The following is a 25,716-nucleotide window of genomic DNA, read 5'->3' as shown; positions in this document are numbered from 1 at the left end:
TTTTGTGAGAAACTAACCTAGTTTTTTACAAAACAGATGACTAATCCCATTCGACGCGTCGTAACAGGCCATACCGAAGACGGTACGGCTATTTTTGTTTCTGATGAATCCCTTGAAACCGTGATTATTCCCACGGGCGATGCCGCCATGGCTACTGTTTGGACGACCCAGACCGTCCCTGCTGATTGCAACGACAATACCGACGGGCGATTGCGAGATGCAGGAACAACCCTCAAAGGCGGTTCGGTGATTCGTGTGGTGGATATGCTTCCGTTGGCTTCGTCGCCTTTTCATCGAACCAGTAGCATTGATTATGGCATCGTCATAAGCGGAAAAATCGAACTTGAATTAGACAATCAGGTGGTCACCACGGTGGAGGCGGGAGGTATTATTGTGCAGCGTGGCACCATCCACAAATGGCGCAACCCAAGCAGCAATGAACGTTGTCGCATTGTTTTTGTACTTATTGAAGCAAAGCCGTTTGAAGTTAATAACCAAGCACTTGAGGAGTGCATGATTCATTAGGATGCGCTGAAGATTTCTTTTAAATCGAGCTTTAAATCGGGGAAAATGACGCTCGTCAACACTTCATCGTCCACGTAAATTGTGGCTGGGCTATATATTTCTGCTTCGGTAAGGTGAAATTGAAAGGCATTTTCGTGTTCGGGGTCAATAATCAGGTACTCTCTGACGCCATTTTCCTCGTAAAGTTCTTTTTTGAGCTTCATTTCTTTTGAGGAGTTGCCAGGAGAAAGAATCTCAATCACCAAATCGGGGGCACCTACACATCCTTTATCATCAAGTTTATCTAAATCACAAATAATGCAAATGTCAGGTTGAACTACGCTATAGACGTTTTTATCGCCTTTGGCTACTTTGCGTTTATCGTACAAACGAACGTCAAAAGGAGCGGCATAAAACTTACAACGGTGATTTTTAAAATGGTTGTAAAAAATGCCATTAATTTCTCTTGAAAGTCCCTGATGCCTACGACTTGGTCCAGACATCGGAAATATCTTTCCTTTGATAAGTTCTACAGCTTGTTCAAACTTCCACGAAAGATAGTCGGCGTACGTATAACTTTCGTGGGTTAGGTCTAGTTGGGAAAGGCTCGTAATTTGACTCATAGCTTTAAATTTTTACAAAAATAAATGAAACGATTTGAAAACAAAGTAGCAATCGTAACGGGAGCTGCGTCGGGGATAGGTCGTGCAACTGCCCTTAAATTTGCCCAAGAAGGCGCTAAAGTGGTATTGGCAGACATAGGCGATTTGTCCGAAACGCTCACTCATCTACACAAAATAATTCCCCCATCGGGGGTAAGGGCGCTCCACTGCAACATAGGCGTAAGGGAAGAGGTTGCCAACTTGATTGAGACAGCGGTGGCGTCGTTTGGAAGGATTGATTATGCCGTCAATTGTGCAGGTATTGCGGGAAAAATCTCAAAACCTGTCCACGAATACCCCGAAGAGGAGTGGCTTCAACAAATCCAAATCAATCTGATAGGGACGTGGTATTGTGTCAAATTTCAGTTAGAACAAATGGTCAAACAAGGCGGCGGAAACATCGTCTGCGTCTCGTCGGCGGCTGGTTTGGTGGGACAACCCGAAAATTCGCCCTATGCTGCTTCCAAGCATGGGGTCAACGGGTTGGTAAAAACGGCAGCAATTGAGTATGCGACCAAAAATATCCGAATCAATGCCATTTGCCCAACGGCCATTGAAACACCGATGATTATGCACGGACGACGTAAGTTGGCCGAAAACCCCGAAGCTCTCCAACAAGCGATTAATTTTCAACGAATGAAGCGCATGGGTCAACCCGAAGAAGTGGCTGATGTAGCACTGTGGTTGTGTTCTGAGCAGGCCAGCTTTATTACGGGTCATTGTATGGCGGTTGATGGGGGAGCGTTTGCGTAGAAATATCATCCCTAGGTCTCTAATTAGTAGATTTTAACCAATTTAGGCTTGTACATACAACTTGAAAAACCCAAAGTTGTATGCAAACCTCTACGTTAAAAATAGGCTTGATAAGTGCCTCCTTAGCACTTGCTTTTTGCTCTTTCATGGTCTCTGCCCCCCCTAACGAATCGCTGCAAAAAGTGTACAAAAATCAATCGGATACCTTGACCAAAGTAAAGCTACCTGCGGGGGTAGATCCTGAAAGCGAAGATTGGAAAGGGATTGATTTAGAGCCCAAAGTGCCCGTTAGACCGCTTCAAGTGGCCGACGAGCAAAGTCGGTTTTTGCTGCCGCCAGGGTACCGCATTGAGCCTGTTTTGACCGAACCTGCGATTCAGCAGCCTGGAGCGATAGCTTTCGATGGCAACGGACGTATGTATGTCTTGGAACTGCGCTCGTATATGTTGGACGCCGATTCAAAAAATGAGCTAGAACCTACCAGTCGCATTTCTCGTTGGGAAGACAAAAACAACGACGGCGTGTATGAGTCAGGAACGACTTTTTTGGACAATTTAATCTTCCCGCGTTTCGTATTGCCCTACGGCAAAGATTGCATTTTAACCATGGAATCGGATGCTGATAACGTGTATAAATATACCGATACCAACGGCGATGGTAAGGCCGACAAAAAAGAACTTTTTACCACCAAATACGGACGTTCTGGAAACGTTGAACACCAGCAAGCATTTATGTACTATGGCATGGACAACTGGTTGTACAGTACCGTCAATGCTTTTCGGGTACGGGAAACGCCTAACGGGGTGATTCGTGAAAAAACAGGATTTAATCGTGCACAATGGGGAGTAACGCACGACGATGACGGGAAATTGTGGTTCCAAGGTGGGGCTAGTGGCTTGCCTTCGTATTTTCAGTTCCCGATTCATTATGGGAATTTTGATGTTCCCAACGAATTTGCCAAAGGCTTTGATGTACCTTGGGGTGCGCCCGTCAAACTAGCTGATATGCAGGGAGGGATGGACGAAGTACGTCAGCCCGATGGTTCGTTGAATCGGGTGACGGGAGCGGCTGGAAATGACGTGTATCGTGGCGACCGCTTGCCCGAAAACCTCAAAGGACAGTATTTTTATGGTGAGCCCGTTGCGCGGATTGTTCGCCAAATTAATCCTGTTGTTTCGGAAGGATTAACCACACTTCACAACGTATTTCAAGACCAAAAATCAGAGTTTTTACGCTCTACCGACCCACTTTTTCGTCCTGTTGACATGGCCACCGCTCCCGACGGAACGATGTACATTGTGGATATGTACCACGGTATCATTCAGGAAGGACAATGGACCCAAAAAGGAACGTACCTCCGTACCAAAATTGAGCAATATCAACTGGATAAAGTGGTAGGACTAGGTCGAATTTGGCGCATTACCTACGATGGAAAGGAACGAGATAAGACGCCCCCTAAAATGTTGAATGAAAATGCGGCGGCCTTAGTAAAGCATCTTGAACACCCCAACGGCTGGCGTCGGGATGCTGCTCAACAGTTAATCGTACTCAAAAAAGACCTTTCGGTGGTTCCAGCCTTGACTTCTATGGCGCTGACTAGCAAGAGCTCCGTCGCTCGCTTTCACGCGTTGTGGTCGTTGGAGGGATTGGGGGCGTTGAAAACAAGTGTTGTGCAAAAGTTGATGCAAGACCTCAATCCGCGTGTCCGTATTCAGGCCATTCGAGCGAGTGAAACGCTTTACAAAGCAGGCGAAAAAAGTTTGGAAACGACTTATGCCAATTTACTCAACGACCCCGACGACAACGTGGTGATTCAAGCTATGATGACGGCTAAATTTTTGAAGTTGCCAAACATGGAAAGCGGTATCAAAGCCGCCATGGAAAAGAACAATGCAGCGGGCGTAAAACTGGTAGGTTCACAAATCATCGAACCCCCTAAATCCAGAAACATGGGACCGTTTGGTGGGGGGGCGATGAACAAAGAACAGCAGGCATCTTTGGATAGAGGTTCAATGATTTATAATGAGTTATGTTCGCAATGTCACGGAAATAATGGACAAGGAACGCCCGCAGGCGGTGGTAAGTTGATTGCTCCCGCGTTGGCAGGTTCGGCCCGTATTCAGTCGCATCCCGAGTACGCTGTTCGGGTAGTTTTGCACGGAATGGAAGGGGCGATTGAAGGAAAAACCTACGCTGGAGGAATGATGACTTCGATGAAAGAACATTCGGACGAATGGGTCGCTGATGTCATTTCATACATCCGAAATGGGTTGTCTAACGACGCTTCGATGGTGACGCCGCAGCAAGTAGCGAGCATTCGGGCTAAAACGGGCGACCAAAAAGGGATGTATCCGTACGATAAATTGATAAAAACAGTGCCGCATGAATTGCAGCCACAAGAAGGTTGGAAAATAACGGCGAGCCACACGACTTCGACCCGTATTGGGGGAAATGTTTCTCCTCAAAGTGCCTTTACCTACGAAGGTTGGACCACGGGCGGTCGTCAGTCCAAGGGAATGTGGTACCAAATTGAGTTCCCTAAGGAAATGAACTTGACCGAACTGCAATTTGTGGCACCTGCCAGTATCAAAAAAGGCTGGCAGCGCAACCCCAAAGCTCCCCAAACCCCACCTCCGATGGTTCAGTCTTACCCAAGGGTATATACCATTGAGACGTCGTCTGATGGGACAAATTGGAAGGAATCCTTGGCGCAGTTGAAGGGAAAAGAAGGAGAAAACGTGGTCTCTTTGGGGAACGTTAAAACCAAATTTTTACGCTTAAAACTAAACGAAGATTTGGCCCAAGACAGCGACGAGGTTCCATGGTCAATGCGACAACTGAAGGTTTTTGGTCAAAATTAAAAAATAACACACCATGTCTAATAAGTTAAATCGTAGGGGTTTTATAAAGGCTTCCACCATGATAGGAGGGGGTATTTTATTGAGTTTTCGGGCAAATGATTCGTTGGCAAATTCGTTGCCTGCGGAGGTTACTTTCAACAGTTACCTTTCCATTTCTCCCGACAATGTCATCACCATTTTTGCCCCGAATCCAGAAGTAGGTCAGAACATCAAAACGGCTTTTCCGATGATTGTGGCCGAAGAACTGGACGCCGATTGGAAGAACGTAAAAATTGTTCAAGCCCATTTGGATACTAAAAAATTCAACCGTCAAGCCACGGCGGGGAGCGGAGCGATGCAACACTCGTGGGACCGCCTTCGCAAAGCAGGGGCTACGGCTCGACAAATGCTCATAGATGCCGCTGCCAAACGTTGGAAAGTAACTCCTCATACGTTGACGACGGACAACGGCTGGGTATGGCATAAAGAATCTGGCCGCAAATTTAATTATGGTGAATTAGCCACCGAAGCCGCCGCCTTACCCGTACCGACGGAGGTAAAGTTTAAAGAGAAAAAAGACTATAAACTGGTTGGTAAACCCATTCACAACGTTGATAACGCGGACATCATTACGGGAAAACCGATCTATGGCTTAGACATTTATCGCCAGGGAATGTTGTTGGCCATGATTGAACGCCCGCCGTTTGGGACAAAAATAAAAACTGCTGAAATCGCCGAAGCGAAAGCCATGCCTGGTATCGTAGAGGTGATTGTTTTTAAAAATAAAGTAGCGGTTTTGGGTAAGTCCACGTGGCAGGTAATGAACGCCCGAAAGGCACTCAAGGTAACCTACGAGCCCGACGAAGCGGTTGAAAGCACGGCCGACCACGACCGCATTATGAAACAGTTGTTGGAAAAATCAGACGTAAAACCATCGCGTAGAGATGGAGAGGTGGAAGCCACTCTAAAAACGGCGGCCAAGGTTATTGAGCGCGAATACCAAGCTCCGTTTCTATCTCATGCTTGTATGGAGCCGATGAATTTTTTTGCGCACGTGCGAGAAGATGGCGTTGAGCTGATTGGCCCTGCCCAATTGCCCGAAGACACCCGAAAAAATGTGGCCAAACTGTTGGGTGTTGATATTGAGAAAGTTACCTTGGAAATGACGCGCATGGGCGGTGGTTTTGGCCGCCGACAGCGTTCTGACTATTCAATGGAAGCGGCTGAATTGTCGAGTTTGGTCAAAGCACCCGTCAAGCTGATGTGGACCCGCGAAGACGACATGCGAGGTGGGCAGTACCGACCTGCCATGCGCTATCGTTTTGAGGCGGCATTGGACGCTGATGGCCATTGGATAGGCTACCGAATGCGCGGCGTGGGCGTTAATTCGGGCAACAGCACGCGCCCCGACCACTTTCCTGCGGGGGCCGTTCCTCATTTTCTAGTCGATTCCGTTGACCACAAATCTCCCGTAACCGTCAGTCCGTGGCGAGCGCCTTCTGAGAATTTTTTGGGGTTTGCGGAGCAATCGTTTTTTGACGAAATCGCGACCGCTGCCAAACGCGACTCCATCGAATATCGTTTGGAATACCTCGACAAAGCCCAAAAAACACCCGTTGGAGCCGTGAAATATGACATCGAGCGGATGAAGGGGGTGATAAAATTGGTAGCAGAAAAATCAAATTGGGGGAAAAAGAAAGGAGTTTTTCAAGGTTTTAGCGCCTACTTTTCGCACGGTTCATACATTGCCCAAGTAGCTGAAATAGAGAAAAGTAAAGGGCGGATAGTCCTAAAGAAAATAATCGCGGCCGTTGATTGTGGGATAGTTGTCAACCTAAGCGGCGCTTACCAGCAAGTAAAAGGGGGAATCCTCGACGGGATTGGCCACGCCATGTACGGAGAGGTAACGCTGCAAAACGGTATTCCCGACCAAAAAAACTTTGATACGTACCGCCTGATACGGATGAACGAAATTTTTGATGTGGACGTCCATTTTGTCGATAGTGCCATCAACCCAACGGGCTTAGGTGAACCCGCCCTGCCACCCGCCGCCGCCGCTTTTGCCAATGCTTTCTTTAAAGCCACAGGCAAACGCCTTTACAATCAGCCTTTTGTGAAGGAAGAGGCGATGAAGGGAGTGAGGTTTGGGAAAATGGTGTGATGGGTTTTATTACCATTGTAGGTGTGATGTATCTTTACAATTACTTCACCCAGCCCCATAGCCCGAACAGTGCTTTTGTCAGTTATACCTTTAAAAATCGTATTTTCATGATAAAGCACCTTCTACTTGTTTTGTTTTTCAGCCTGTGTATAGAAACTGTTTTGGCTCAAAACGATAACTTTTCCTTCGTCTTTATGACGGATATGCACCTACGCCCTGACCCTGTCGTAGAAAATGCATTCAATAAAGTAGTGCAGCGAATAGAGAAAATAAAACCTGACTTTGTACTTTCGGGAGGAGACCAGATTTTTGACATTATGCGGGGGAATCGTGCAAAAGGAGATTCTCTTTTCACCTACTATATCACTCAGACTCGCAGATTTAAAGTGCCAGTTTACAATTGCGTAGGAAACCACGATCTCTTTGGGATATATGAGGAAAGTCCAGAGAATTCATCGCACCCTGACTACAAACTGGGAATGTTTAAACGGTATTTGGGTAATCCCTACTATTCATTTGACCACAAAGGATGGCATTTTATTGTCTTAAACGTGCTGGATGTAGATAATTACAAGTACATAGGTAGAGTGGATGAAGGTCAATTAAAATGGTTAAAAAGTGACCTCAGTACTGTGAAACCCGAAACCCCCGTGGTGGTGGTCGCCCATATTCCGTTGGTTACAACTTACCATGATTTGTATCCTCCTCAAAACGGTTATCTTTCCCAGCCCCCAGTCGCTAATCGTAACGAAGTCTTAACCCTTTTTAAAGATCATAACCTCAAGTTTGTTCTTCAGGGACACATTCACTGGTTTGAGGACTTAAATATAGCGGGAAAAACCCACTACATCACTGGTGGCTCCATCGCTGGCCGACCATCATGGCGGGGTAATACACACGGTTCAAGGGGCTTTTTGAGATTCAATGTGTCTGGTTCTGAAGCTACTTATGAGTTTATATCTTATGAGGATAAAGATTAGTATGTGTGAAGGGAAGCTTATTTAGGGGGGTGTTCTTCTATGGCAATTAGAGCGCGTCTAAGGTTTCTTAAAGGGCGACGATTCAAATGCAGGGCTTCGATTGTAGCACGCCCAATAGCCATTTTTCCAACGATAGACGTGAATTTTTCATCCCAGATAAAATGTTCTTCCCAAGTCATTGTACGTGGATTGAATAAGTCGGAAATTTGTAACGAAACAGGGTCAATAAACGTAGTTTTGTCAGACTTGTAAATATTGCATCCGAGACAGGCCAGTGCTAAATTTAGAAAATCGTTGGAGCCATTTTTAGATTGTGGCTGGATATGCTTGATAGAAAACGGTTCCGTGGTAAAATCAGCAGGGCTTTTACAATACTCACAATATCCCTGAGCTCTTGCAAAAATAGCTTGTTTGGTGCTCGACGAAATATATGACTTAGCCATTGAGTGAGTTCGAAATTCCCAATTGTTTCATTAAGTCGCGGACAGTCACTCTTCGCAGTAGAGCAAGGGAGGTTAAGTGTTTGAGGCGATTGACGTTCAGTTTTTCAATTTTATCGAGTAGAACGAGAAGTTCAGAATATTCTTGCGAAGAAATAGTTTCATCTAAACGCTTCTGATTGAGGATCTTAAAGCGTTCGATTTGGTCAATGGAGAGGCTTTTATTTATTTTTTTCAATAAAAAAGCTTCTGTTTTTTGATAATCAGACGTTTCGCGTTGGACTCTTAATGAAATTATATTGGCAATAAGAGTATCTAAAGACCGATTATCTAATCGCTCTGCCTCGTGAAAAAGCGCTGAGAGGGAAGAATTCATGCCTATGAAGGTTGATTTTTTTACTAAAAAAAAAGAAAATAACGTAAAAGGAAAACATTCTTCAACTCCCCCTCAGCAATTTATACAGCTTTTTTACTGCCTGCTTTTCGTAGGCTTCTTTGAGGGAGATAATCATGATGGTTCGCCTCATATTTTCGCCTTCAATGGGAATACCCACTACTTCGGGGTCGTTTACGCTGGTATCGCTTAGAATAGTATGCCAAAATCCTGTTTTGACAATTTCAAACAACGTAGGTATATCGTTGATTTCCATGCAGATATTGGGTTCTAATTTTTTTTGACTGAACACTTCCTCAAAAAACTGTATCGTACTATAGCCGCTGAAAGGGAGCGCCAACGGGAGTGTAGCTACTTCATTGAGCGGGATAGTTTTTTTTGAGGCCAACGGTGATTTTTTAGCCGTAACCAAAACCATATTAGAGGTCAAAATTGGTTGGTATTTGAGGTGAGGCTCGTTGGGCTTTTCGTGAAATATCAAGACAAAATCAAATTGGTGCGAATTGAGCTTATCGAGCAGATCTTTGGTTGTACCGAATACTACTTGAATTTTAATGTTTGGGTACTGTTGGGCAAACTCTATCAGGGTTTTGGCAAAAAGAATCCGCATCGAATAGATTACTCCGATGGTGATTTTACCCGTGTTCAAGTTTTTCAAATCTTGTAAGAGTAACAACCCTTCGTTGGCTCGATTGATACTCTGTAACGCATATTCTGCAAACAGGCTTCCTGCTTCGGTAAGCGTGATTCGTTTGCCAATACGGTTGAACAAAGGCACGTTTAACTCATCTTCTAATTGTTTAATTTGTTGTGAAAGAGTGCTTTGGCTGATATTCAGTGCTTTGGCTGCTTCTGTAAAGTTCAAGAGCTCTTTGGCTTTTAAAAAGTACTTGAGTTGTCTTAGTTCCATGTTTCTAAATCGGTTTTTTCGATTGTTTTTATCGAAAAATAGCGTTTTGCAAATATAAAACCTCTTTAGATATTTGTGCGAAATTGTTTTAAATCAATCAGTTAACACTTAAATCACTCTTAGCCATGAAGCTTAAACTACTTCTGTCAATTGTTCTTTTACTTTCTTCTGTCGCAGCGTTTAGCCAAGACGAGCAAAACAAAGATGCTGCTGAAAAAGGTTTAATTAAAATCTCGGTGATGTACCCTTACGCCGAAGGAAAAATCTTTAACATGGAATATTACGAAACGAAACACATGCCAATGGTGGCGGGGTATTTAGGGGCAAATTTGGTAAAATATACCATTGAAAAAGGGCTTGCGAGCGGCTTGCCAAACCAACCACTGCCCTACATGGCGATTGGTTCTTTTTACGTCAAAAGCCTTAGTGACTATCAAGCAGCCATTGCGCCAAACCGTGACGCCATTCGGGCAGATTTTGCCAATTATACCAATGTCGCTCCCATCATTTTGGTGAGTGAAGTGGTGAAGTAACCATCGCCAGCTTTTATTGCCCCTACTTGAGACAATAGCGGGGAAGCACAGGATACGAGCGGTATAATGTCAATATATTTTTGAATAATTAAAAGAAATGCAGTAGCATGTCTAAACCAAAGTTCAAAAATGAAAAGACTATTTTTTACCGCTTGTGTTTTACTTTTGTGGGGAGTAAAGGTGTGGGCAACCGTCGCACTAAACCAACTCCAAGTCAACTACCAAGCCACGCCGTTGGGAATTGACACCCCCATTCCGCAGTTTTCTTGGCAAATGAAGGCCCTTGATGCCAAGCGAGGTTACAGCCAAAGTGCTTATCAGATTGTGGTTTCCAATGCCAAAAATCAGGTGGTTTGGGATACTAAAAAGGTGGCTTCTGACCTGTCACATGGGATTGAGTACGCAGGGAGTACCCTGCAACCTACCACGCGTTACCAGTGGAAATTGACTGTTTGGGACAATACAGGAAAAGCAAACACGAGTAGTTCGTGGTTTGAAACAGGCTTAATGAACCCTACGATTTCGGCTTGGTCGGGGGCAGATTGGATAGGCGGAAGCGAAGATGATATGGTGTTGTATTCGCATTACTTGTCGGTGTTTAAATTTGAGTATGGCCTTCAGCTCGATAAAGCCAGCAATACGACCAAAGCAGCCTTTGTTTTTGGTGCTAACGACCGACGTTTGATGACCAAAGAGCTAAACCTCATGGGGGTGACCAAAGGAAAAGACGAAAGTTATGTGGCTTTAGAGTTAGATATTTCCAACGTTAGCGATGCCCCAGATGGTTTGGCTAAGTTGAATATCTATCGAGTAGGCTATACCAAAGAAGATAAGTTGGATGTTCCATTTAAAAGTTTTGACATCCCGCAGGCGTTGATCAATACGGCCAATAAGTATGAAAAACATCAGCTTTTTGTGGAATGCAACTTCGGTTTGTTTGAGTTTTATGTGGATGGAAACAAAGATGCCAACAAGCTAAAAGACAAAGCAGCACCCGCAGGTGGTGGTGGGCGCTTTGGTCCTCGGGGGCTCAATCTTAATCCCGTTGGAAGCGGTAACAATTACATCAGCTTTCCGATGCTCGCCGACATTGGTTTTCGCGTTCCTAACGGACAAAAAGCCTTATTTTCGGGCGTAACGGTTCGGAATTATCGTTTTCCTTCCAATCCAATTTTTGCGGAAAACCTTCAAAAACAACCCTACGCGGGAATTTTTGCGGCGGCAAATGTAAAAGTTGACAACGGAAACTACGTAGTAAGTGGGGGCTTAGTCACGGCCGATCCTAGCCGAAATGCCGCACCTATGCTTCGTACGACTTTTACAACCCACTTGAAACCCATCGCTAAGGCGCGTTTATATGTCACTGCCCGTGGGATTTACGAACTTTTTCTCAACGGAAGCCGCGTTTCTAACGATTATTTTAACCCAGGTCTTACGCAGTACAACAAAACCCACATGTACCAAACGTACGATGTTACGTCTGGTATAAAATCTGGTAAAAAGAATGCCATTGGGGCGTGGTTAAGTGAAGGCTGGTGGAGTGGTAATATCACGTACAGTGGCGAAAACTGGAATTTCTTCGGCGACCGTCAGTCGTTGTTGAGTAAATTGGTCATCACCTACGCCGATGGTTCAGAGCAAGTGGTGACGTCAAATCCTACCGAGTGGAAGTTTTTTGGCGATGGCCCCATTCGCTACGGATCATTTTTTCAGGGCGAAGTATATGATGCCAATAAAGAGGCAGCAGTGAATGGCTGGGCGACGGCAGAGTACAACGATGCTGCTTGGAAATCGGCAGTAGTTGTGCCGTTGGACGGAACAGCGTTTAAGGGTACCGTTACCGATGTACTGGGTCGAAAGTCATCGTTGGAATATGATGATTTCAAAATTCTTGGTCAGATGGGGGAAAATGCGACCATTGTCAAAACCCTTACGGCCAAAAGTGTGGAGGAAGTTCGCCCCAAAGTATTTGTCTATGACATGACGCAAAACATGGTGGGTGTCCCCCAAATTACTATCAAAAATGGACGAAAAGGGCAGATAATAACCTTGCGCTATGCCGAAATGAAATACCCCAATTTGCCCGACTATAAAGGCAACGAAGGCATGGTGATGATGGAGAACATTCGCGCGGCTTTGACCCAAGATTTGTATATTTTGAAAGGGGGTGACGAAGTGATTCAGCCCCGTTTCACTTTCCACGGCTACCGTTATTTGGAAATTACGGGCATCGATCAAGCCATTCCTGTGTCTGACGTCAAAGGCTTGGTTATTAGTTCGGTCATGGACATTTCGTCGAGTTATACTACGTCTAACGAACTGGTAAACAAGCTTTGGCAAAACATTACGTGGTCACTGCGCAGTAATTTCTTGTCGATACCCACCGACACCCCCGCTCGAAACGAACGCATGGGCTGGAGTGGTGATATTTCGGTGTTTGCCAAAAGCGCTACTTATTTGGCGCAAGCCAATCCATTTTTACGCCGACACCTTTTAGCCATGCGTGACATTCAACCCGAAAATGGCCGTTTTACTGACGTCGCGCCAGTGGGGGGAGGTTTTGGTGGAACGTTGTGGGGGAGTGCAGGCATCACTGTCGCGTGGGAAACGTACCGACAATATGGTGACGTGCAACTATTGCGAGAACACTACGACGCCATGAAAAAGTACATCAATTTCTTGGAAACCAAGGTGGATAAAGCCACGGGGATTTTGAACGAAGGCCCACTGGGTGACTGGTTAAGTCCCGAAAACAATAAAAACGACAATACCCTTTTCTGGATGTCTTACTTCGCGTACGACTTGGAAATTATGAGTAAAGTGGCCACAATTTTGGGTAAAACCGACGAGGCTGGGCAGTTTACAAAACGTCAGTTAGAAATCAAAAAGACCATCAATGAGGTTTATATTGATAAAACTACCCATCGTACCGTCAAATCAGGCGTTGTAGCGGCGCGCATGGGGCCTCCAGGACCACAATCAGCCGAAACAAAATCGGACAAAGGTGTGCTGATGGATACCCAAGCATCGTACGCTATTCCGTTGGCGTTGGGGATGTTTGATGAAGAAAATAAGCCGTTTGCTATCAAGTACTTGAATGAAACCATTGAGCGTAAAAATAAAGACGACGGCGGGATTGAGCGTCCTGCGTATTCACTAATGACAGGTTTTATTGGGACAGCTTCTATCTCTGAGGCGCTTTCTGACAATGGAAATCATGCCAATGCGTATCGGTTGGTGCAACAAAAAGACTATCCGTCGTGGTTGTACTCGGTGGTCAATGGCGCAACTTCTATCTGGGAGCGTTTGAACAGCTACACCGTCGAAAATGGTTTTGGAGGAAATAACAGCATGAACTCTTTTAACCACTATTCGTTTGGGGCAGTGGCTTCGTGGATGTACAACTATTCGTTGGGAATCCAGCGTCATCCCGACAACGCGGCTTTCAAAGCCTTTGTGCTCAAACCAACTCCTGACCCCGACAAACGCATTACGTTTGCCAAAGGCTATGTGGATACCATGTATGGACGGATTTCGAGTGAATGGAGATTGGTTACTGGTGGATTGGAAACTGGAAAAACCAAATTCAGTTACCAATGTACGGTGCCTGCCAATACGACCGCGACGTTGCATCTTCCTGCCAAAAGCCTGAACCAAATCACCGAAAGTGGCAAAAGTATTGCCCAATGGAAAGGGGCAAAGCTTGAAAATGGGGAGGTGCTACTTCCTTTAACATCAGGGAGTTATGTGTTTGTGGTAACAGAACAATAGATACAAAGAAGTTTATGTCGCTTCGGAGAAGCGTAACCCTTACAAAGGTTGCGCTTCTCCGAAGCGATTTTGGATTTTTCAAAACCTTTCTACAAATGTTGCACCTACAAAGGTTGCGCTTCTCCGAAGCGATTAAATAGTTCATCAACGCTTACATCGCACCTGAATTGTTTGTTGGGGTTTGAGTTGGAGGGGGTAGCCTGCCAGCAGAACCGAGCCTTTTACTTTGAGAGTTTTTCCGTCAATCGTCAATTCGTAGCTTTTGTTGGCTTCAATCGGAAACCATTCCTGAAACTGATTGATGCGGGGATAATCAAACGGCAAACGCAAGTTTTGTTTGTGCCATTGTCCACCAAAAACCAATTTCCCCGACCAAGCTTTGGACGATTTGAGCGTGATATAAACGGCATTGTTTTCGGTCACAGCACCATAAATCACTTCTTGATTCCAGTCTGAAAGTTGCGTGCCCGCCGTTTTCCAAAGGGCATACATTAGCGACGTGCGGGCAAAATTGCCATCGCCGTGCCAGCCCTCAATGATGCCGTCAGGCTTTTGAAAATTCCACAACACTTTGATTTCACTATCGAGCCATTCTTTGGTACTTGCAATGGGCTCGCGTAAATACAAATTCAACGTTCCTTCAATGGCATCCGCGTAGCCATCCGCGCTGCCCGATTCCCAGTCGTGGTTGCGGTAATTGGCATTGAGGGCGCTGAGTGCTTTTAAAGTAGCGTCGCGGTAAGCCGCTTTTTTATCCATCAAATACACCGTGTAAAAGGCATTGAGGGTATAGCCAAAATTATCAGCAATCCGTTTTTGAATCACTTCACCCGTCAGAGGATTAACTTCATCGTAAAATAATCCGTGCTCATTTCGTCCTTTGGCCAAAATAGTATCCAACATTTCGTGGATGTACGGTTGCCATTGCTTCTTTTTAGCGGGATTTACCACCGACACTACGGCGTACATTTCCACCAAACCTGATACGATTTCGCAGCCGTGGTCACGTAAGCGAAGGCGCGGCAATGCACGCGTAGGTAAATGGGCCTCGCTCAAGTAATAATCACCGATTTGGACACCCCACGCCAGCCACTTGGGGTTTTTGGTGAGCCAATACACCCGCGCTAATACTTGCAGCAAATCACCCCCGACTTCCACCACGGCGCTGTTGCCAAAGAAATTACCTTTGATTTGAGTCGGCACGTCCACGATTTTGTCAAGATCTTCCAAAATACCCAACATTCGCTCAGACCATGGGCTTGGCCCTAGCCATTCGGTGAGGGGGATAAGTCCGTCTTTCATGTACTCGGCACTGCCAAACACAATTTGACTTGTATCAATTTCGACATTTTCGAAAACTTTTTTGCAAAAAGAATACGTATCGGGAAGCCGCCCAACGCGCGAAGTAAGGCGCGTTTCGGTGGCTAACATTTCGCGCATTTTACCCTCAAAAAGAGGTTTGTCGAGCATGGAAGCGGTCATGACCATAAACGGATAATTGTCGGCGGCAGCGTCCCAAGCGTTCCAAATACACGTACTTTGGGTTAGGTTACGCGGAATCAGCCCCGTCGCGGGGTCAGCTTTGGTAAGCCAACCTTGCAAAAAACGATGACTTCGTTGGTAGGCTTCGTTCGCCACTTTGCCGTTGGACAAGGCTTGGTCAAAATAGGCTTGTTCATTGTTTTGCGCCCGATTTGTGAGCGACCCAAAAAGAAAAAGGAGGAGGTAAAAATAGCGAAACATGGAGCAGGTGTTAGGAATAATGATAAAAGCAGATAACCAACGAATTTTAACATTATTTAGCAACTAGTTTCACCAATAAAGTAGTGACAACGGCGTTTTGAGTATAGTTATTCACTCAAAAAAACAATGTCATGAAAAACGCTTACGTATTTTTACTCATTTTCGCGGCTCTTCAAGTGTGTGGCCAAACTGAAAAAGGCAATTCGTTTATTGCAGGAAATTTCTCAACAAGTTTTGGAACGACGCTGAAAAAATCGAATTACAACTCAAAATGGCGAAATACGGCTGTGGGCTTAGGGCTTCAGTATGGAAAATTTGTAAGAGATAATGTCCTTTGGGAAATCAACGCCAGTGAAAACATAGTTTTCAGCCGAAATATTGTTGGTAGAGCTGATGATAATCGCTTCCGAATGACCAATTCAAGTTTTGGAATAGGTACCTCAGGAGCTTACTTTTTTGGAAAAAATCAATGGCGTGGTTTTGTTGGAGGAGGAATTAATGTTTCACTAGGTTTTATAAATAACGAAAGCAAAAGTAGCACAACAACATTGTTAACTTCAAAATCTTCTAGTGTTTCGGCATATCCTATATTCAAGGCGGGGGCTACTTATTTTATGGATAGCCACTGGGCACTTCAATTAGCCACTAGCTCTAACTCATTTCCCATTAACTTTACAGGTGCATCCTTGGGGCTACTTTACTGGGTACGTCCTACGTCATTTCGGATAGAAGAAGCAACCTTTTCTACGTTACAAAACGGCAATTGGGTTGCTGGACTAGACATGGGCTTGTCGTCATTGCAGCAAAAAGATAATAATATCCTTGGAAATAATTACCGAGTACGAAACAAGGAAAGTAATTACCGTTTTGGGGTAAAAGTTGGGAAGTTTGTAAAAGACAAAACGGTGGTTGGAGTCCGAGCAAGTGTTGGTTTTGCAAAAGACAACGAAGAATATGTCAATGTATCAGGGAATTTCATCAGAACCGAAGCGCAATACTCGGGTGGTATCTTTGTGAAGCGCTACTTAGCCAATAGCCGCTTTACGCCTTACATCGAAAGTTCACTCAATTTTATGCGTTTTAACTCAACCCAAAAAGGAAGTTCTACAAATAGCACTTTCCACACTAACACCTATCAGCTAGGCTCATCAGTTGGACTGGCTTACTTGATTAGCAACCGCTTTTTAGTGGAGGCCGAATTGGCGGGTTTAGCCATTCAATACAACTCACCTTTTGCATCTCAAGAAAGTTTATCAGTAAATTTATCGAGCGGACTATCGCCAAGCTTCACGCTTTCATACGTGTTTTAGATAAGCCTTTAACGAGAAACAACCTCACTAGACAAAGCATTAGTGAGGTTTTTTCTTTGATGACTATTGAGAGCCTATCACTTAGCTGCAGGAACTGTGTGCTGTCCGCTTACATAGAGCAATTTCCCGTCTTTGATTTCATACACGTAAGTCACCAAATAATCGGTGGATAAGTCGGGAGAACCGTTGGAATAGTGCCTCACCGAAAACTCGCGACCAGTAGCAATGATGAGGTTGCCAAATTGGCGGAGTTTAAGGTCTTGAAATCGAGCCTCGACTTTACTGACGTCTTTAAACAAATTGACAATCTGTTGTTTGTTGGCAATGTAGCCCGTACCCGAAACGAGCACGTAATCCTCCACCGCTTGTTCTTGAATGGCTTTAGAGGGGTTGGCTTCAAACGCCTTTTTCATGTCCTCAAACAAGGTCGCGATGGGAGTTTGGGCCGAAACGGAAGTTGTCAACGCAACGGCAAGAAATAAGAAACAAAGGGTCTTTTTCATGGGAGTAAGTGCTTACGCACAGTTAGTGAATAGGTATTTGTTGTAGAAATGGTTGCACTTACATTTTGCCTTCGCTTTTGAGCGTTTGCCACGTCCAGACAGCGCCCAGCAAATCCACGACACCAAAGGCAATAAACACAGGCGGAGCAATTTGAGAAACGACCAACCCAACAGCTCCCAAAAAGTAAATCAGCCGCCCGACAATTGTGGTTTTGAGAAAGGGCGTAAGTTCGTTTTTGGCGGATTGATAATAATAAACGCCGAGGATAATGGCCAAAATCCCCACTACTCTAATGTAGGGTTCGTGGGCTTCGGGGAGCTGCGCTGTTTTGGTAAAAAAGTTGGGAATAAACGTAAGTTCGAGCCCTACCAAGAAAAGGTAAAAACTGAAAAAATAAACGGTTTTGGCCGATTTTGACATAATTTTGAGGTTTAAGGATGAGGTTTTTGCATTGTGGTAAATGATTTACCCAAAAGTACAGCCCTCGCTATCCTCAAAACAATTCTACTTTCTGAACGGCGGCATCTACTTTCTAAACGGCGGGAGTTTCGATGGCCAATCGCTGCAAAAGTTCGTTTTTCATTCGTCGCGATACGGGTACCACCGACTTATCTTTCATTTCTACCGACCCACCTTCACCCCGAATGTAGCGTGTTACGTTGTCGAGATTTACGATGTGAGACTTGTGAATCCGCATAAACTGTCGCTCGTCAATCATCTGCTCAAAGTGCGCCATGGGTTTGGAAGTGGTAATTTTTTTATGGTCGGTCAAATAAATTGTGCAATAACTCCCCATGGCCTCCAAACGACTGATGTCTTGTTCGGGAAACAAAATCACTCCTTCCACGGTAGGTATCGAAATTTTCTTAATCGGTTGGCTATCCGATTTGATTTGTTGAAGAAGCTGGTTAAAGTCTTTGTTGGCCGACACCGTTTGAAGGTTTTGTTCTATTTGTAATTTTTCGGCCAGCAACTGGCTATTTTTTTGTAGCAGCGCTTCGTGTTCTTGCGAGCGTTTCAACGCAATTTCTTGCGCATCTTTGGCTTCTTTTCGGTAGGTATTAAATCGGTAGGCTACCGCAAAAGCAAAGAAAATGGCCTCCAGCACCGAACAAATTTGGTAGATATACGCCGACCGTAAATTGTTCATCGACACAATTCCCATAAAACCCAACAACACATTGACGACCCCATAAATGTAAAACCCAAACGCGAGCACAAAGTAACGGGCGTGTTTGAACCCTAAAAAATGTATGTAAATACTCGCTCCTAAAAGCACCAACATGATAGAAATCACCAACAATTGAAACATGTCATTGACCCAGCCACGGTAAGGGAGCCATTCAAAAGGCATCAAAACAAGCCCAATACACCACAAAACCACCAACGCCCAAAAGAATTTGGGGGTCAGTTCTTTCATTCGTAAGTAAGCATTGGCAAAAAGAATAATAAAAAATAACGTAATAAGGGAAGAGAGATTTATATCAGAGCTAAAATTGGGGATTTGCTTGAAAATAAACTCGTGATGGTGATTGTCGGCCTTAAAAATGATGTAACCCGAGGTTAGAATATAGAAGAAATAATAGAGAAATACGCGGTCGCGAACGACCAAAAACACAAACAAATTGTAGAACATCAACGCCAACAAAACGCCGTAAATAGCACCATAGAGCAAGTCATATTTGTGTAAATAATTAGAAACGGCCTGAATCGTACCCATTTTTAGTGGTACATACACGCTGGTATTCTGAATGCGGAGGTAAACCCTTTTGGGTGATTTCCCCAAATCAAAAACAGTATTACTTCGCTTTAAAAAGTGCGTTCCAAAAGGCCGCATTGCTCCCGTTTTCCAAGTCCGTAAGGAGTCGTTTTCATCCAAAAGATATACATCCAGTAGTCGCACATCGTGTAGTTCCTGAATCAAGAACAAGGCTTCGTTGGATGAATTTTCTACGTCAATTCGCAGCCAGATGGGGTATTCAGTATTACCAAAATTGAGAAAACTTTTGGTGTTCTGGGTAAATACCTTGTCGGGCAGTTGACGTAATTGAGTAAACGTCAGCGTTTTGGACGAGTCAATTAAAAAATAGGTAAAGGGTTCTATGTTTTGCAGTTCCTCCGAGCAACGATACATAAAACGTTGTTGAGCAAACAACGACACCGAAGCACAGAAACCAAACCAAAAAAGGAAGAACCGCATGACGAAAGGGTTGAGGAGCGTTACAGCAAGTTAAATAAAAAAACAACCTCTTCAAGCAACATGGCAAAAGACTTTTATTCTCTCTGTTTGAGACAATAGCAGGTAGGTGTAGGATAGAGATGGTACTTATTGAATTTATTTTTAGATTTTAAAAAGTAGAGCATTTGGATTAAGTAATAATCAGTTGTCAACAAAATTTCTGTCGAATGAAAAAAACACTTCTATTCGCGGCATTGGCTATCGCTACTTTCGGGAGTAAGGCACAAACCACATTACGCCAAAACTTTCAAAATCCACCCAAATCGGCCAAACCTGTCGTGTGGTGGCACTGGGTGGGGAGCAATGTGACCCGAGAAGGCATCACCAAAGACCTCGAATGGATGCAGCGCGTCGGCATTGGTGGTTTTCAAGCATTTGATGTGTCGATTGGGGGCGGACAAACGATCGAAAAAAAGGTGAAGTTTATGACACCCGAATGGCTTGATCTTATCAAACATACCGCAGCCGAAGCCGACCGTTTGGGCTTGGAAATGACCATGGTAACTGCCGCAGGCTGGAGCGAAACGGGCGGGACGTGGGTAAAACCGCAGGAAGCCATGAAAAAAATAGTGTGGAGTAAAACCCAACTTCGCGGAGGTGAAAAAGTGAGCAGTCCGCTGCCTTTACCCCCAACGGTTGCGGGGCCGATTCGGAATTTGCCCAAAGGGGCAAGCTTCGGTGGTGGTAACAGCAAATCGGAACCTTTTTACCAAGACCAAATTGTATTGGCCTACAAAACCCCCGAAGCAGAACTAACGGTAGCTACGCCCAAAATCACCAACCACAAAGGCGAAAACGTGGCACCTGATGCCCTCTTGGATGATGATTTAACGTCAAAAATTACCATTGAAACCCCCAAACAGGACGAGTCGGTTTACTTGCAGTTTGAATATGAAAAACCCTTTACAGTACGCTCTTTTTCGTTGGCATTGGGAGACCCCGCAAGGTTTCCAAGCCGTACGATGCGGGCAGGGTACGTACAGTTTAGCGAAGATGGAAAAAACTACAAAACCTTATTGGCATTGCCTGGGCCGCAGCACGACATTCGGGCCTTGCCAGTGCGGACGTTTTCGTTTCCAGAGGTGACTGCCAAGTACTTTCGGGTAGTGTTTATCAAAGGATCAACCATGACAACCGTCGGAGGCCCCGACGATGTGGGTGGCTTTGGTGGACCAACCACCGCACCTAAGTCGTTTGACATTGCCGAAGCTATTTTTCATTCGGGTGCGCGGGTACATCGTTGGGAAGATAAAGCTGCTTTTGCGCCTATGTTTGCCTTTGAAAGCCTCAAAACACCAAATACTGGTATAAATTCAGTCATAAAAAGTGAAGAAGTACTTGATATAACCTCTTTTATGCAACCCGATGGTACGCTAAATTGGACAGCCCCGTCTTATGATTCCCCCATTGGGGGCAAGGGGGCTTGGACTATATTGCGCATTGGGCAATCGCAGACGGGAGCGAAAAATGGCCCCGCCATGCCAGAAGCAACGGGATACGAAGTCGATAAATTTAATAAAACCCATTTGTTGTCGCACCTCAATCAGTGGTCGAACCCGATTGCCGAAGCGATGGGGCCGTTGTATGGAAAAAGCATGAAGTATTTTTTGGTGGATAGCTACGAAGCCGACGCCCAAAACTGGACAGAAACCATGATGCCCGAGTTTAAAAAACGGCGCGGATACGACCCCACCAAGTATTTGCCTGTGTTGGCGGGTTTTGTGGTAGAAAGCGCTGAAGTGAGCGACCGTTTTTTGTGGGATTTTCGACTGACAATTGCCGAATTATTGGTGGACAATCACTACGCTGCCATCACCGAATACGCGCATCAAAAGGGTATTAAAACCTACGGTGAAGTAGCGGGGATTTCGATGCCTATCATCGAAGATGCCCTTCGCAACAAAGGTTCGGTGGACATACCAATGGGCGAGTTTGGAATGACACAAGGCTTAGGAAGTGGCGCCGATAAAGAATGGACGTCGCCAGCGGATTTGGAGTTGCAAAAAGCCTACGCAGGGGCCAGTGACCGCCTCCATGCCCATCAGTCGGACGTGCGCGAAGCTGCCTCGGCAGGACATGTTTATGGCAAAAAAGTAGTGGCCGCCGAAGCTTGGACGGGAGGAGGTTACGAAGCCCCTGCGGACCTAAAATACATCGGCGATTATTGGTTAACCCAAGGCATCAACCAAGTAATATTTCACACTTCAGCGCACCAGCCGTTGGATACCAAGCCTGGCAATACGATGGTAGGGACGCACTTTAACCGCAACATTACGTGGGCAGAGCAAGCCAAACCTTTTGTTGATTACCTGACACGTACCCAGTTTTTGCTGCAAGAAGGGCGTTTTGTAGCCGACATTGCTTACTATTTAGGAGAAGACATTCCCGCTGCCGTGCCTTATTGGGAAAAACTACGGAACGAAGCCCCAGCGGGTTATGATTACGATTTTGTGAATACCGAGATTTTGCAACGTTTTGAGGTCGAAAATGGTGAATTGGTGCTGCCAAGTGGTATGCGTTATAAACTATTGGTGTTGCCCGAACGAACCACGATGACGCCATCGGTTTTGGCCAAAATCGAAGAGTTACTCAAAAAAGGGGCAACGATAGTTGGTCCTAAACCCGAAAAATCACCAAGTTTGGCGGGATTCCCTGCGGTAGATAAAGAAGTGGAGGCCAAAGCCAATGAAATTTGGGGGATGGCCGACGGGAAGTTTATTTTTCAAAGCCCTTACGGAAAAGGTAAGGTGTTTTGGAATGCGCCACTGCAAGGGATTTTGGGGCAACTCAATTTGAAAAAAGACGTTGATTATACCTTGCCTCATACCAATACACGTTTGTCGTGGATGCACCGAAAAACGGCCGAGGCTGACTATTATTTCTTGCTCAATATGCGAAACCAAGCCGAAGATTTGGAGGTTGTGTTTCGGGTAACGGGCAAAGTCCCTGAACTGTGGAAGGCCGATAAAGGCACTACCGAAGCGGTTTCGTACAAAATGGCCAATGGCCTGACCACCGTTAAGCTACACTTAGACCCGAGGGAGTCGTATTTTGTGGTCTTTGAAAAAACAACAACGCAGCCAGAATTGATTCTGACAAAAAAAATCCCTCATTTGGGGGTAGGGAGTCGTATTACTGGTAGCTGGGTTGTGTCTTTCCCTGAAAATTGGGGCGCGCCAAGTCAAGTGACAATGTCCGAACTTAAGTCGTGGACAGAACATCCCGACGAAGGTGTTCAGTTTTTTAGTGGAACAGCAACGTATCGTAAAGAGCTTGAACTAAAGAAAACGCAACTCGCCCCCAATACTTCTTTGTGGCTGGATTTGGGCGAAGTAAGGGACATTGCCGAAGTGGTAGTAAACGGCACCGTGATTGATACCCTTTGGAAAGCACCCTACCGAGTTGACATCTCCAAAGCGGCCAAAGTGGGCAAAAATAAACTTGAAATCAGAGTAACTAACCAGTGGGACAACCGCATAGCTGGCGACGCCAAGCTCCCCGCCGACAAAAAACTCCTCAAAATCTCGGGGGGAATACGCTTAGGCGGAGCTCCCAAGCCCAAAAACTCGGGTTTGCTGGGGCCTGTGGTGTTGGAGGTGAGGTAAACAAAGGTTATTTCCAGTCGAAAGCGGTTGTGGTGTCCAGCCGCTTTTTTGGAAGCATAAAAGAAGATGATTAGGCACTTACTGTGTTACAAACACTCTGTTTATTTTGGGTTCGGAGTGGCTTATTGAACACTCCGAACAACGGGGGCTTACCAAGCCTTTTTCTATAAACCAAATGTCTTTGCAAGTTTTACCTTCATTTAGTAAGAAAGTTTGGGGTGGTAATTCAAGCAAAGTGAGTTTAGTCAATAGTTCATTCAAAACCTCCGTTGGAAGTAAATGAATGTCTTGTATAAATGTTTGAATTTTTGTCATAATATTATGCACAACGGGCGGGTATTTATGAAGAAGTGAGTTAGAAAGCACAAAAGCCCAATTTAGGGCTAATGTTTAAGATAGTACTAAGCTGAATTACTTCCGTTCGCCACTTTTTCATAAATACAATGTTGGTGGCTGCCACTCTTGTTCGCCAGTCAAATGTCCCCGAGTAAAAGTCCTCCAAATGTCTATTTGCCAGTGAGTTTCTGATAAACTGCTCTAACAAAGTCCACCGTAGTCTCGGCAATATCTGCGATTTGCTCGAAAGTTTTGTTGCCTTCTCGAATGAGGTATGTAACAAACTTTGCTTTTTCGTTCTCTTGTCCACGAAGATAAAGAACGTCTCTTTCCTCTTTGATGTATTCTGCGATGCTGTCCATAGCGTTTTTTAAATTTAGTTCTAAGTTACGAAGTTGAGCCAATACACGCAACTGATTAAAGTATCTGTTTAACGAAAATTCTTCTTTGCTAGTTTCCTTGATACGCACAAGTATCTGTTTTAGAGCATCTTCGGGGTTTTCGCCTTTGAAGTTAGCCAAAATCCCCAAGATGATTTCTTCGGGTTTATCCGAGTTGAGGAAAATATGATAGTCAAGTGTCGAAAGTGAAACAAGTGGATAGCTGAATTTTAGTCGTTCTCTGTCAAGTTCAGTTGGCATTTTAGGATTGTCCGACCCAAGAAAAATGACGAATTGTTTTACGGGTAACTCGTATTTTCTTTCAAGCATGATGAAATATTCAGCCATTCGGTAAACCATTTTTAGCTCGTCTCGTACTTGAAACTCAATTTGAAGTACAAAAGTGTCCCCTTTGGTATCGGTTACTTTTTTGAGTACATCAGGTTTTCGTTCTTTGGTATGTTGAATGTCATCAGGTAATTCTTCCATAGAAACAGCCGTAATTTCAAGTACATTTTGCATGATACTCGAAATTACGGCTTCGATATTCTCTTTGAAAATCTTGTCGTATTGGCTTGATTGGCGTTTTTTCTTCTTTACTTCCATGAAGCAAAGTTACTGAAAGCCATTGATTTTTAAGCTATATTTATTGCGAACAAAAAGTTAATTGAAACGTATTTTAACCAAGATTGGACGATGTTAAATACCCTCAGCAGAGATAGTCTGTTTGCTTATTTTATTTTCTTTCAAAGAAGTCACCACTGTCTGGACTATATAATTTGCCGTCAGACCATTTTAAGTATACTCCGTAAGTACCCATATCTGATGCAGCTTGTAAGGATGTGTCAGAGCCATCATATTTTACTGCTTTAAACAATTGATGATTACCTTCATCATCTTTACTATATGTGTAGGAACCAGAAGCTTTTTCATATTTTTTGTCATTAATATAAAATTTTACATCATATGTTGAATTGTCAACTTCTATGATTTCAACTCTAGCTGTAAATTTTTGCCCGTTGTCATCGTATTCTGTAATCCATGTCCCGACAAAGTTTGGCTTGCTATTACAACTAATAAAAAAAATGCCTAATAACAAGATGTAGAACCAATTTAATTAATATTTCATTTGTAAAATATTAATTTTAAGTGCCTACTCTCTCAATATACAGTTTTCGGCTTCCCTGTTGTTATATTATATGATAAGACCGTTGAGGTTATTTTTTTCATGCGGTAGCACCCAACGTACAGGGCTTGTGGTCAGGTGGGGGTTTTGAAACTCGTCCGCCCGAACGTCCGCCGATATAAATTGCTGCTGTTGAGTTACTTACAAATGTTCAATAGGTTTCCGTCCGCCGAAACAAAAGTACAAAAGAATTACTAATGTTCAATTAATTCCGTCAGCCCCCACTTGCCACAAACCCATGTTGAACAAAACCTTCGGTAGCTATATTTTGCTAAAAAGGTTAATTTTGAGTCTAATTTAAACTTAAAATTGATCATGACAAAAAAAGAATGTAGATGAGCTGAGAGAGAATACGCTTATCAATCGCGCCACTAGAGAAGTGCCTGGTTTTCAAGAATTAATCCACCGTTTTGAGCGCAGTATTTCGATACTTGGACGCAGCCCGAGCACCTTCAAGAACTATTC

Annotated in this window: 19 protein-coding genes; 9 read left to right on the top strand and 10 right to left on the bottom strand. The window is 44.4% G+C overall.

The window, feature by feature from the left end:
• Positions 1-36 precede the first annotated feature (36 nt).
• The gene (locus AC23P2_RS19830) at positions 37-525 is read left to right on the top strand and encodes a cupin domain-containing protein (RefSeq protein WP_487774813.1); all 489 of its coding nucleotides are present in this window, start codon (positions 37-39) and stop codon (positions 523-525) included.
• Here AC23P2_RS19830 and AC23P2_RS19825 read toward each other — a convergent pair.
• Entirely contained in the window at positions 522-1,127 is a 606-nt protein-coding gene (locus tag AC23P2_RS19825; RefSeq protein WP_487774812.1) for a Uma2 family endonuclease, read from the bottom strand. The genes AC23P2_RS19830 and AC23P2_RS19825 overlap by 4 nt on opposite strands.
• A gap of 24 nt (positions 1,128-1,151) precedes the next feature.
• Here AC23P2_RS19825 and AC23P2_RS19820 point away from each other — a divergent pair, with 24 nt between their 5' ends.
• From AC23P2_RS19820 to AC23P2_RS19805, 4 genes are all read left to right on the top strand, one after another.
• Positions 1,152-1,919 (top strand): SDR family NAD(P)-dependent oxidoreductase, encoded by a 768-nt coding sequence (locus AC23P2_RS19820; RefSeq protein ID WP_487774811.1) that lies wholly within the window; start codon positions 1,152-1,154, stop codon positions 1,917-1,919.
• An 80-nt stretch (positions 1,920-1,999) separates the two neighbouring features.
• A complete protein-coding gene (locus AC23P2_RS19815; protein ID WP_487774810.1) occupies positions 2,000-4,780 on the top strand; it encodes a DUF7133 domain-containing protein in 2,781 nt (926 codons plus the stop codon).
• A gap of 13 nt (positions 4,781-4,793) precedes the next feature.
• Positions 4,794-6,920, top strand: coding sequence for a xanthine dehydrogenase family protein molybdopterin-binding subunit (locus tag AC23P2_RS19810; protein ID WP_487774809.1), 2,127 nt, complete (start codon positions 4,794-4,796; stop codon positions 6,918-6,920).
• Between the two features lie 107 nt (positions 6,921-7,027).
• Positions 7,028-7,900, top strand: a complete 873-nt coding sequence (locus AC23P2_RS19805; RefSeq protein ID WP_487774808.1) for a metallophosphoesterase family protein — start codon at positions 7,028-7,030, stop codon at positions 7,898-7,900.
• A gap of 17 nt (positions 7,901-7,917) precedes the next feature.
• Here the strand turns inward: AC23P2_RS19805 and AC23P2_RS19800 are convergent, their stop codons facing one another.
• The 3 genes from AC23P2_RS19800 to AC23P2_RS19790 form a co-directional block, all read right to left on the bottom strand.
• Entirely contained in the window at positions 7,918-8,343 is a 426-nt protein-coding gene (locus AC23P2_RS19800) for an HNH endonuclease (RefSeq protein WP_487774807.1), read from the bottom strand.
• Positions 8,336-8,716 carry a hypothetical protein gene (locus AC23P2_RS19795; RefSeq protein WP_487774806.1) on the bottom strand — a complete coding sequence of 127 codons (381 nt, stop codon included), beginning with the start codon at positions 8,714-8,716 and terminating at the stop codon, positions 8,336-8,338. The genes AC23P2_RS19800 and AC23P2_RS19795 overlap by 8 nt, the downstream gene beginning before the upstream one ends.
• Positions 8,717-8,777: 61 nt before the next feature.
• Positions 8,778-9,644, bottom strand: a complete 867-nt coding sequence (locus AC23P2_RS19790) for a LysR family transcriptional regulator (RefSeq protein WP_487774805.1) — start codon at positions 9,642-9,644, stop codon at positions 8,778-8,780.
• 125 nt (positions 9,645-9,769) lie between these two features.
• On the opposite strand from AC23P2_RS19790, the gene AC23P2_RS19785 reads away from it, so the two are divergent.
• Both AC23P2_RS19785 and AC23P2_RS19780 read left to right on the top strand, forming a co-directional pair.
• Positions 9,770-10,177 carry an EthD family reductase gene (locus tag AC23P2_RS19785; protein ID WP_487774804.1) on the top strand — a complete coding sequence of 136 codons (408 nt, stop codon included), beginning with the start codon at positions 9,770-9,772 and terminating at the stop codon, positions 10,175-10,177.
• Between the two features lie 129 nt (positions 10,178-10,306).
• Positions 10,307-13,948, top strand: coding sequence for a family 78 glycoside hydrolase catalytic domain (locus AC23P2_RS19780; protein ID WP_487774803.1), 3,642 nt, complete (start codon positions 10,307-10,309; stop codon positions 13,946-13,948).
• A 144-nt stretch (positions 13,949-14,092) separates the two neighbouring features.
• Here AC23P2_RS19780 and AC23P2_RS19775 read toward each other — a convergent pair whose 3' ends face one another.
• Positions 14,093-15,691, bottom strand: a complete 1,599-nt coding sequence (locus AC23P2_RS19775) for a hypothetical protein (RefSeq protein ID WP_487774802.1) — start codon at positions 15,689-15,691, stop codon at positions 14,093-14,095.
• 131 nt (positions 15,692-15,822) lie between these two features.
• On the opposite strand from AC23P2_RS19775, the gene AC23P2_RS19770 reads away from it, so the two are divergent.
• The gene (locus AC23P2_RS19770) at positions 15,823-17,001 is read left to right on the top strand and encodes a hypothetical protein (protein WP_487774801.1); all 1,179 of its coding nucleotides are present in this window, start codon (positions 15,823-15,825) and stop codon (positions 16,999-17,001) included.
• Between the two features lie 77 nt (positions 17,002-17,078).
• On the opposite strand, the gene AC23P2_RS19765 is transcribed toward AC23P2_RS19770, so the two are convergent.
• From AC23P2_RS19765 to AC23P2_RS19755, 3 genes are all read right to left on the bottom strand, one after another.
• Positions 17,079-17,504, bottom strand: a complete 426-nt coding sequence (locus AC23P2_RS19765; protein WP_487774800.1) for a nuclear transport factor 2 family protein — start codon at positions 17,502-17,504, stop codon at positions 17,079-17,081.
• Positions 17,505-17,562: 58 nt separating this feature from the next.
• Positions 17,563-17,925 (bottom strand): hypothetical protein, encoded by a 363-nt coding sequence (locus AC23P2_RS19760; RefSeq protein ID WP_487774799.1) that lies wholly within the window; start codon positions 17,923-17,925, stop codon positions 17,563-17,565.
• A 112-nt stretch (positions 17,926-18,037) separates the two neighbouring features.
• Positions 18,038-19,705, bottom strand: a complete 1,668-nt coding sequence (locus tag AC23P2_RS19755) for a 7TM diverse intracellular signaling domain-containing protein (protein ID WP_487774798.1) — start codon at positions 19,703-19,705, stop codon at positions 18,038-18,040.
• 206 nt (positions 19,706-19,911) lie between these two features.
• Between AC23P2_RS19755 and AC23P2_RS19750 the strand changes: the two genes are divergently transcribed.
• Complete coding sequence (locus AC23P2_RS19750) at positions 19,912-23,349, top strand: glycosyl hydrolase (RefSeq protein ID WP_487774797.1); 3,438 nt, start codon at positions 19,912-19,914, stop codon at positions 23,347-23,349.
• 506 nt (positions 23,350-23,855) lie between these two features.
• Here AC23P2_RS19750 and AC23P2_RS19745 read toward each other — a convergent pair.
• Together AC23P2_RS19745 and AC23P2_RS19740 are read right to left on the bottom strand one after the other, a co-directional pair.
• Complete coding sequence (locus AC23P2_RS19745) at positions 23,856-24,671, bottom strand: RpnC/YadD family protein (protein WP_487774796.1); 816 nt, start codon at positions 24,669-24,671, stop codon at positions 23,856-23,858.
• A gap of 130 nt (positions 24,672-24,801) precedes the next feature.
• A complete protein-coding gene (locus AC23P2_RS19740; RefSeq protein ID WP_487774795.1) occupies positions 24,802-25,164 on the bottom strand; it encodes a hypothetical protein in 363 nt (120 codons plus the stop codon).
• Positions 25,165-25,716 lie beyond the last annotated feature (552 nt).

The sequence above is a fragment of the Runella sp. R0.1_18 genome (assembly GCF_057652155.1).
Note: the sequence above shows the minus strand (reverse complement) of the source record. Positions and strands in the feature narration are given on the sequence as shown.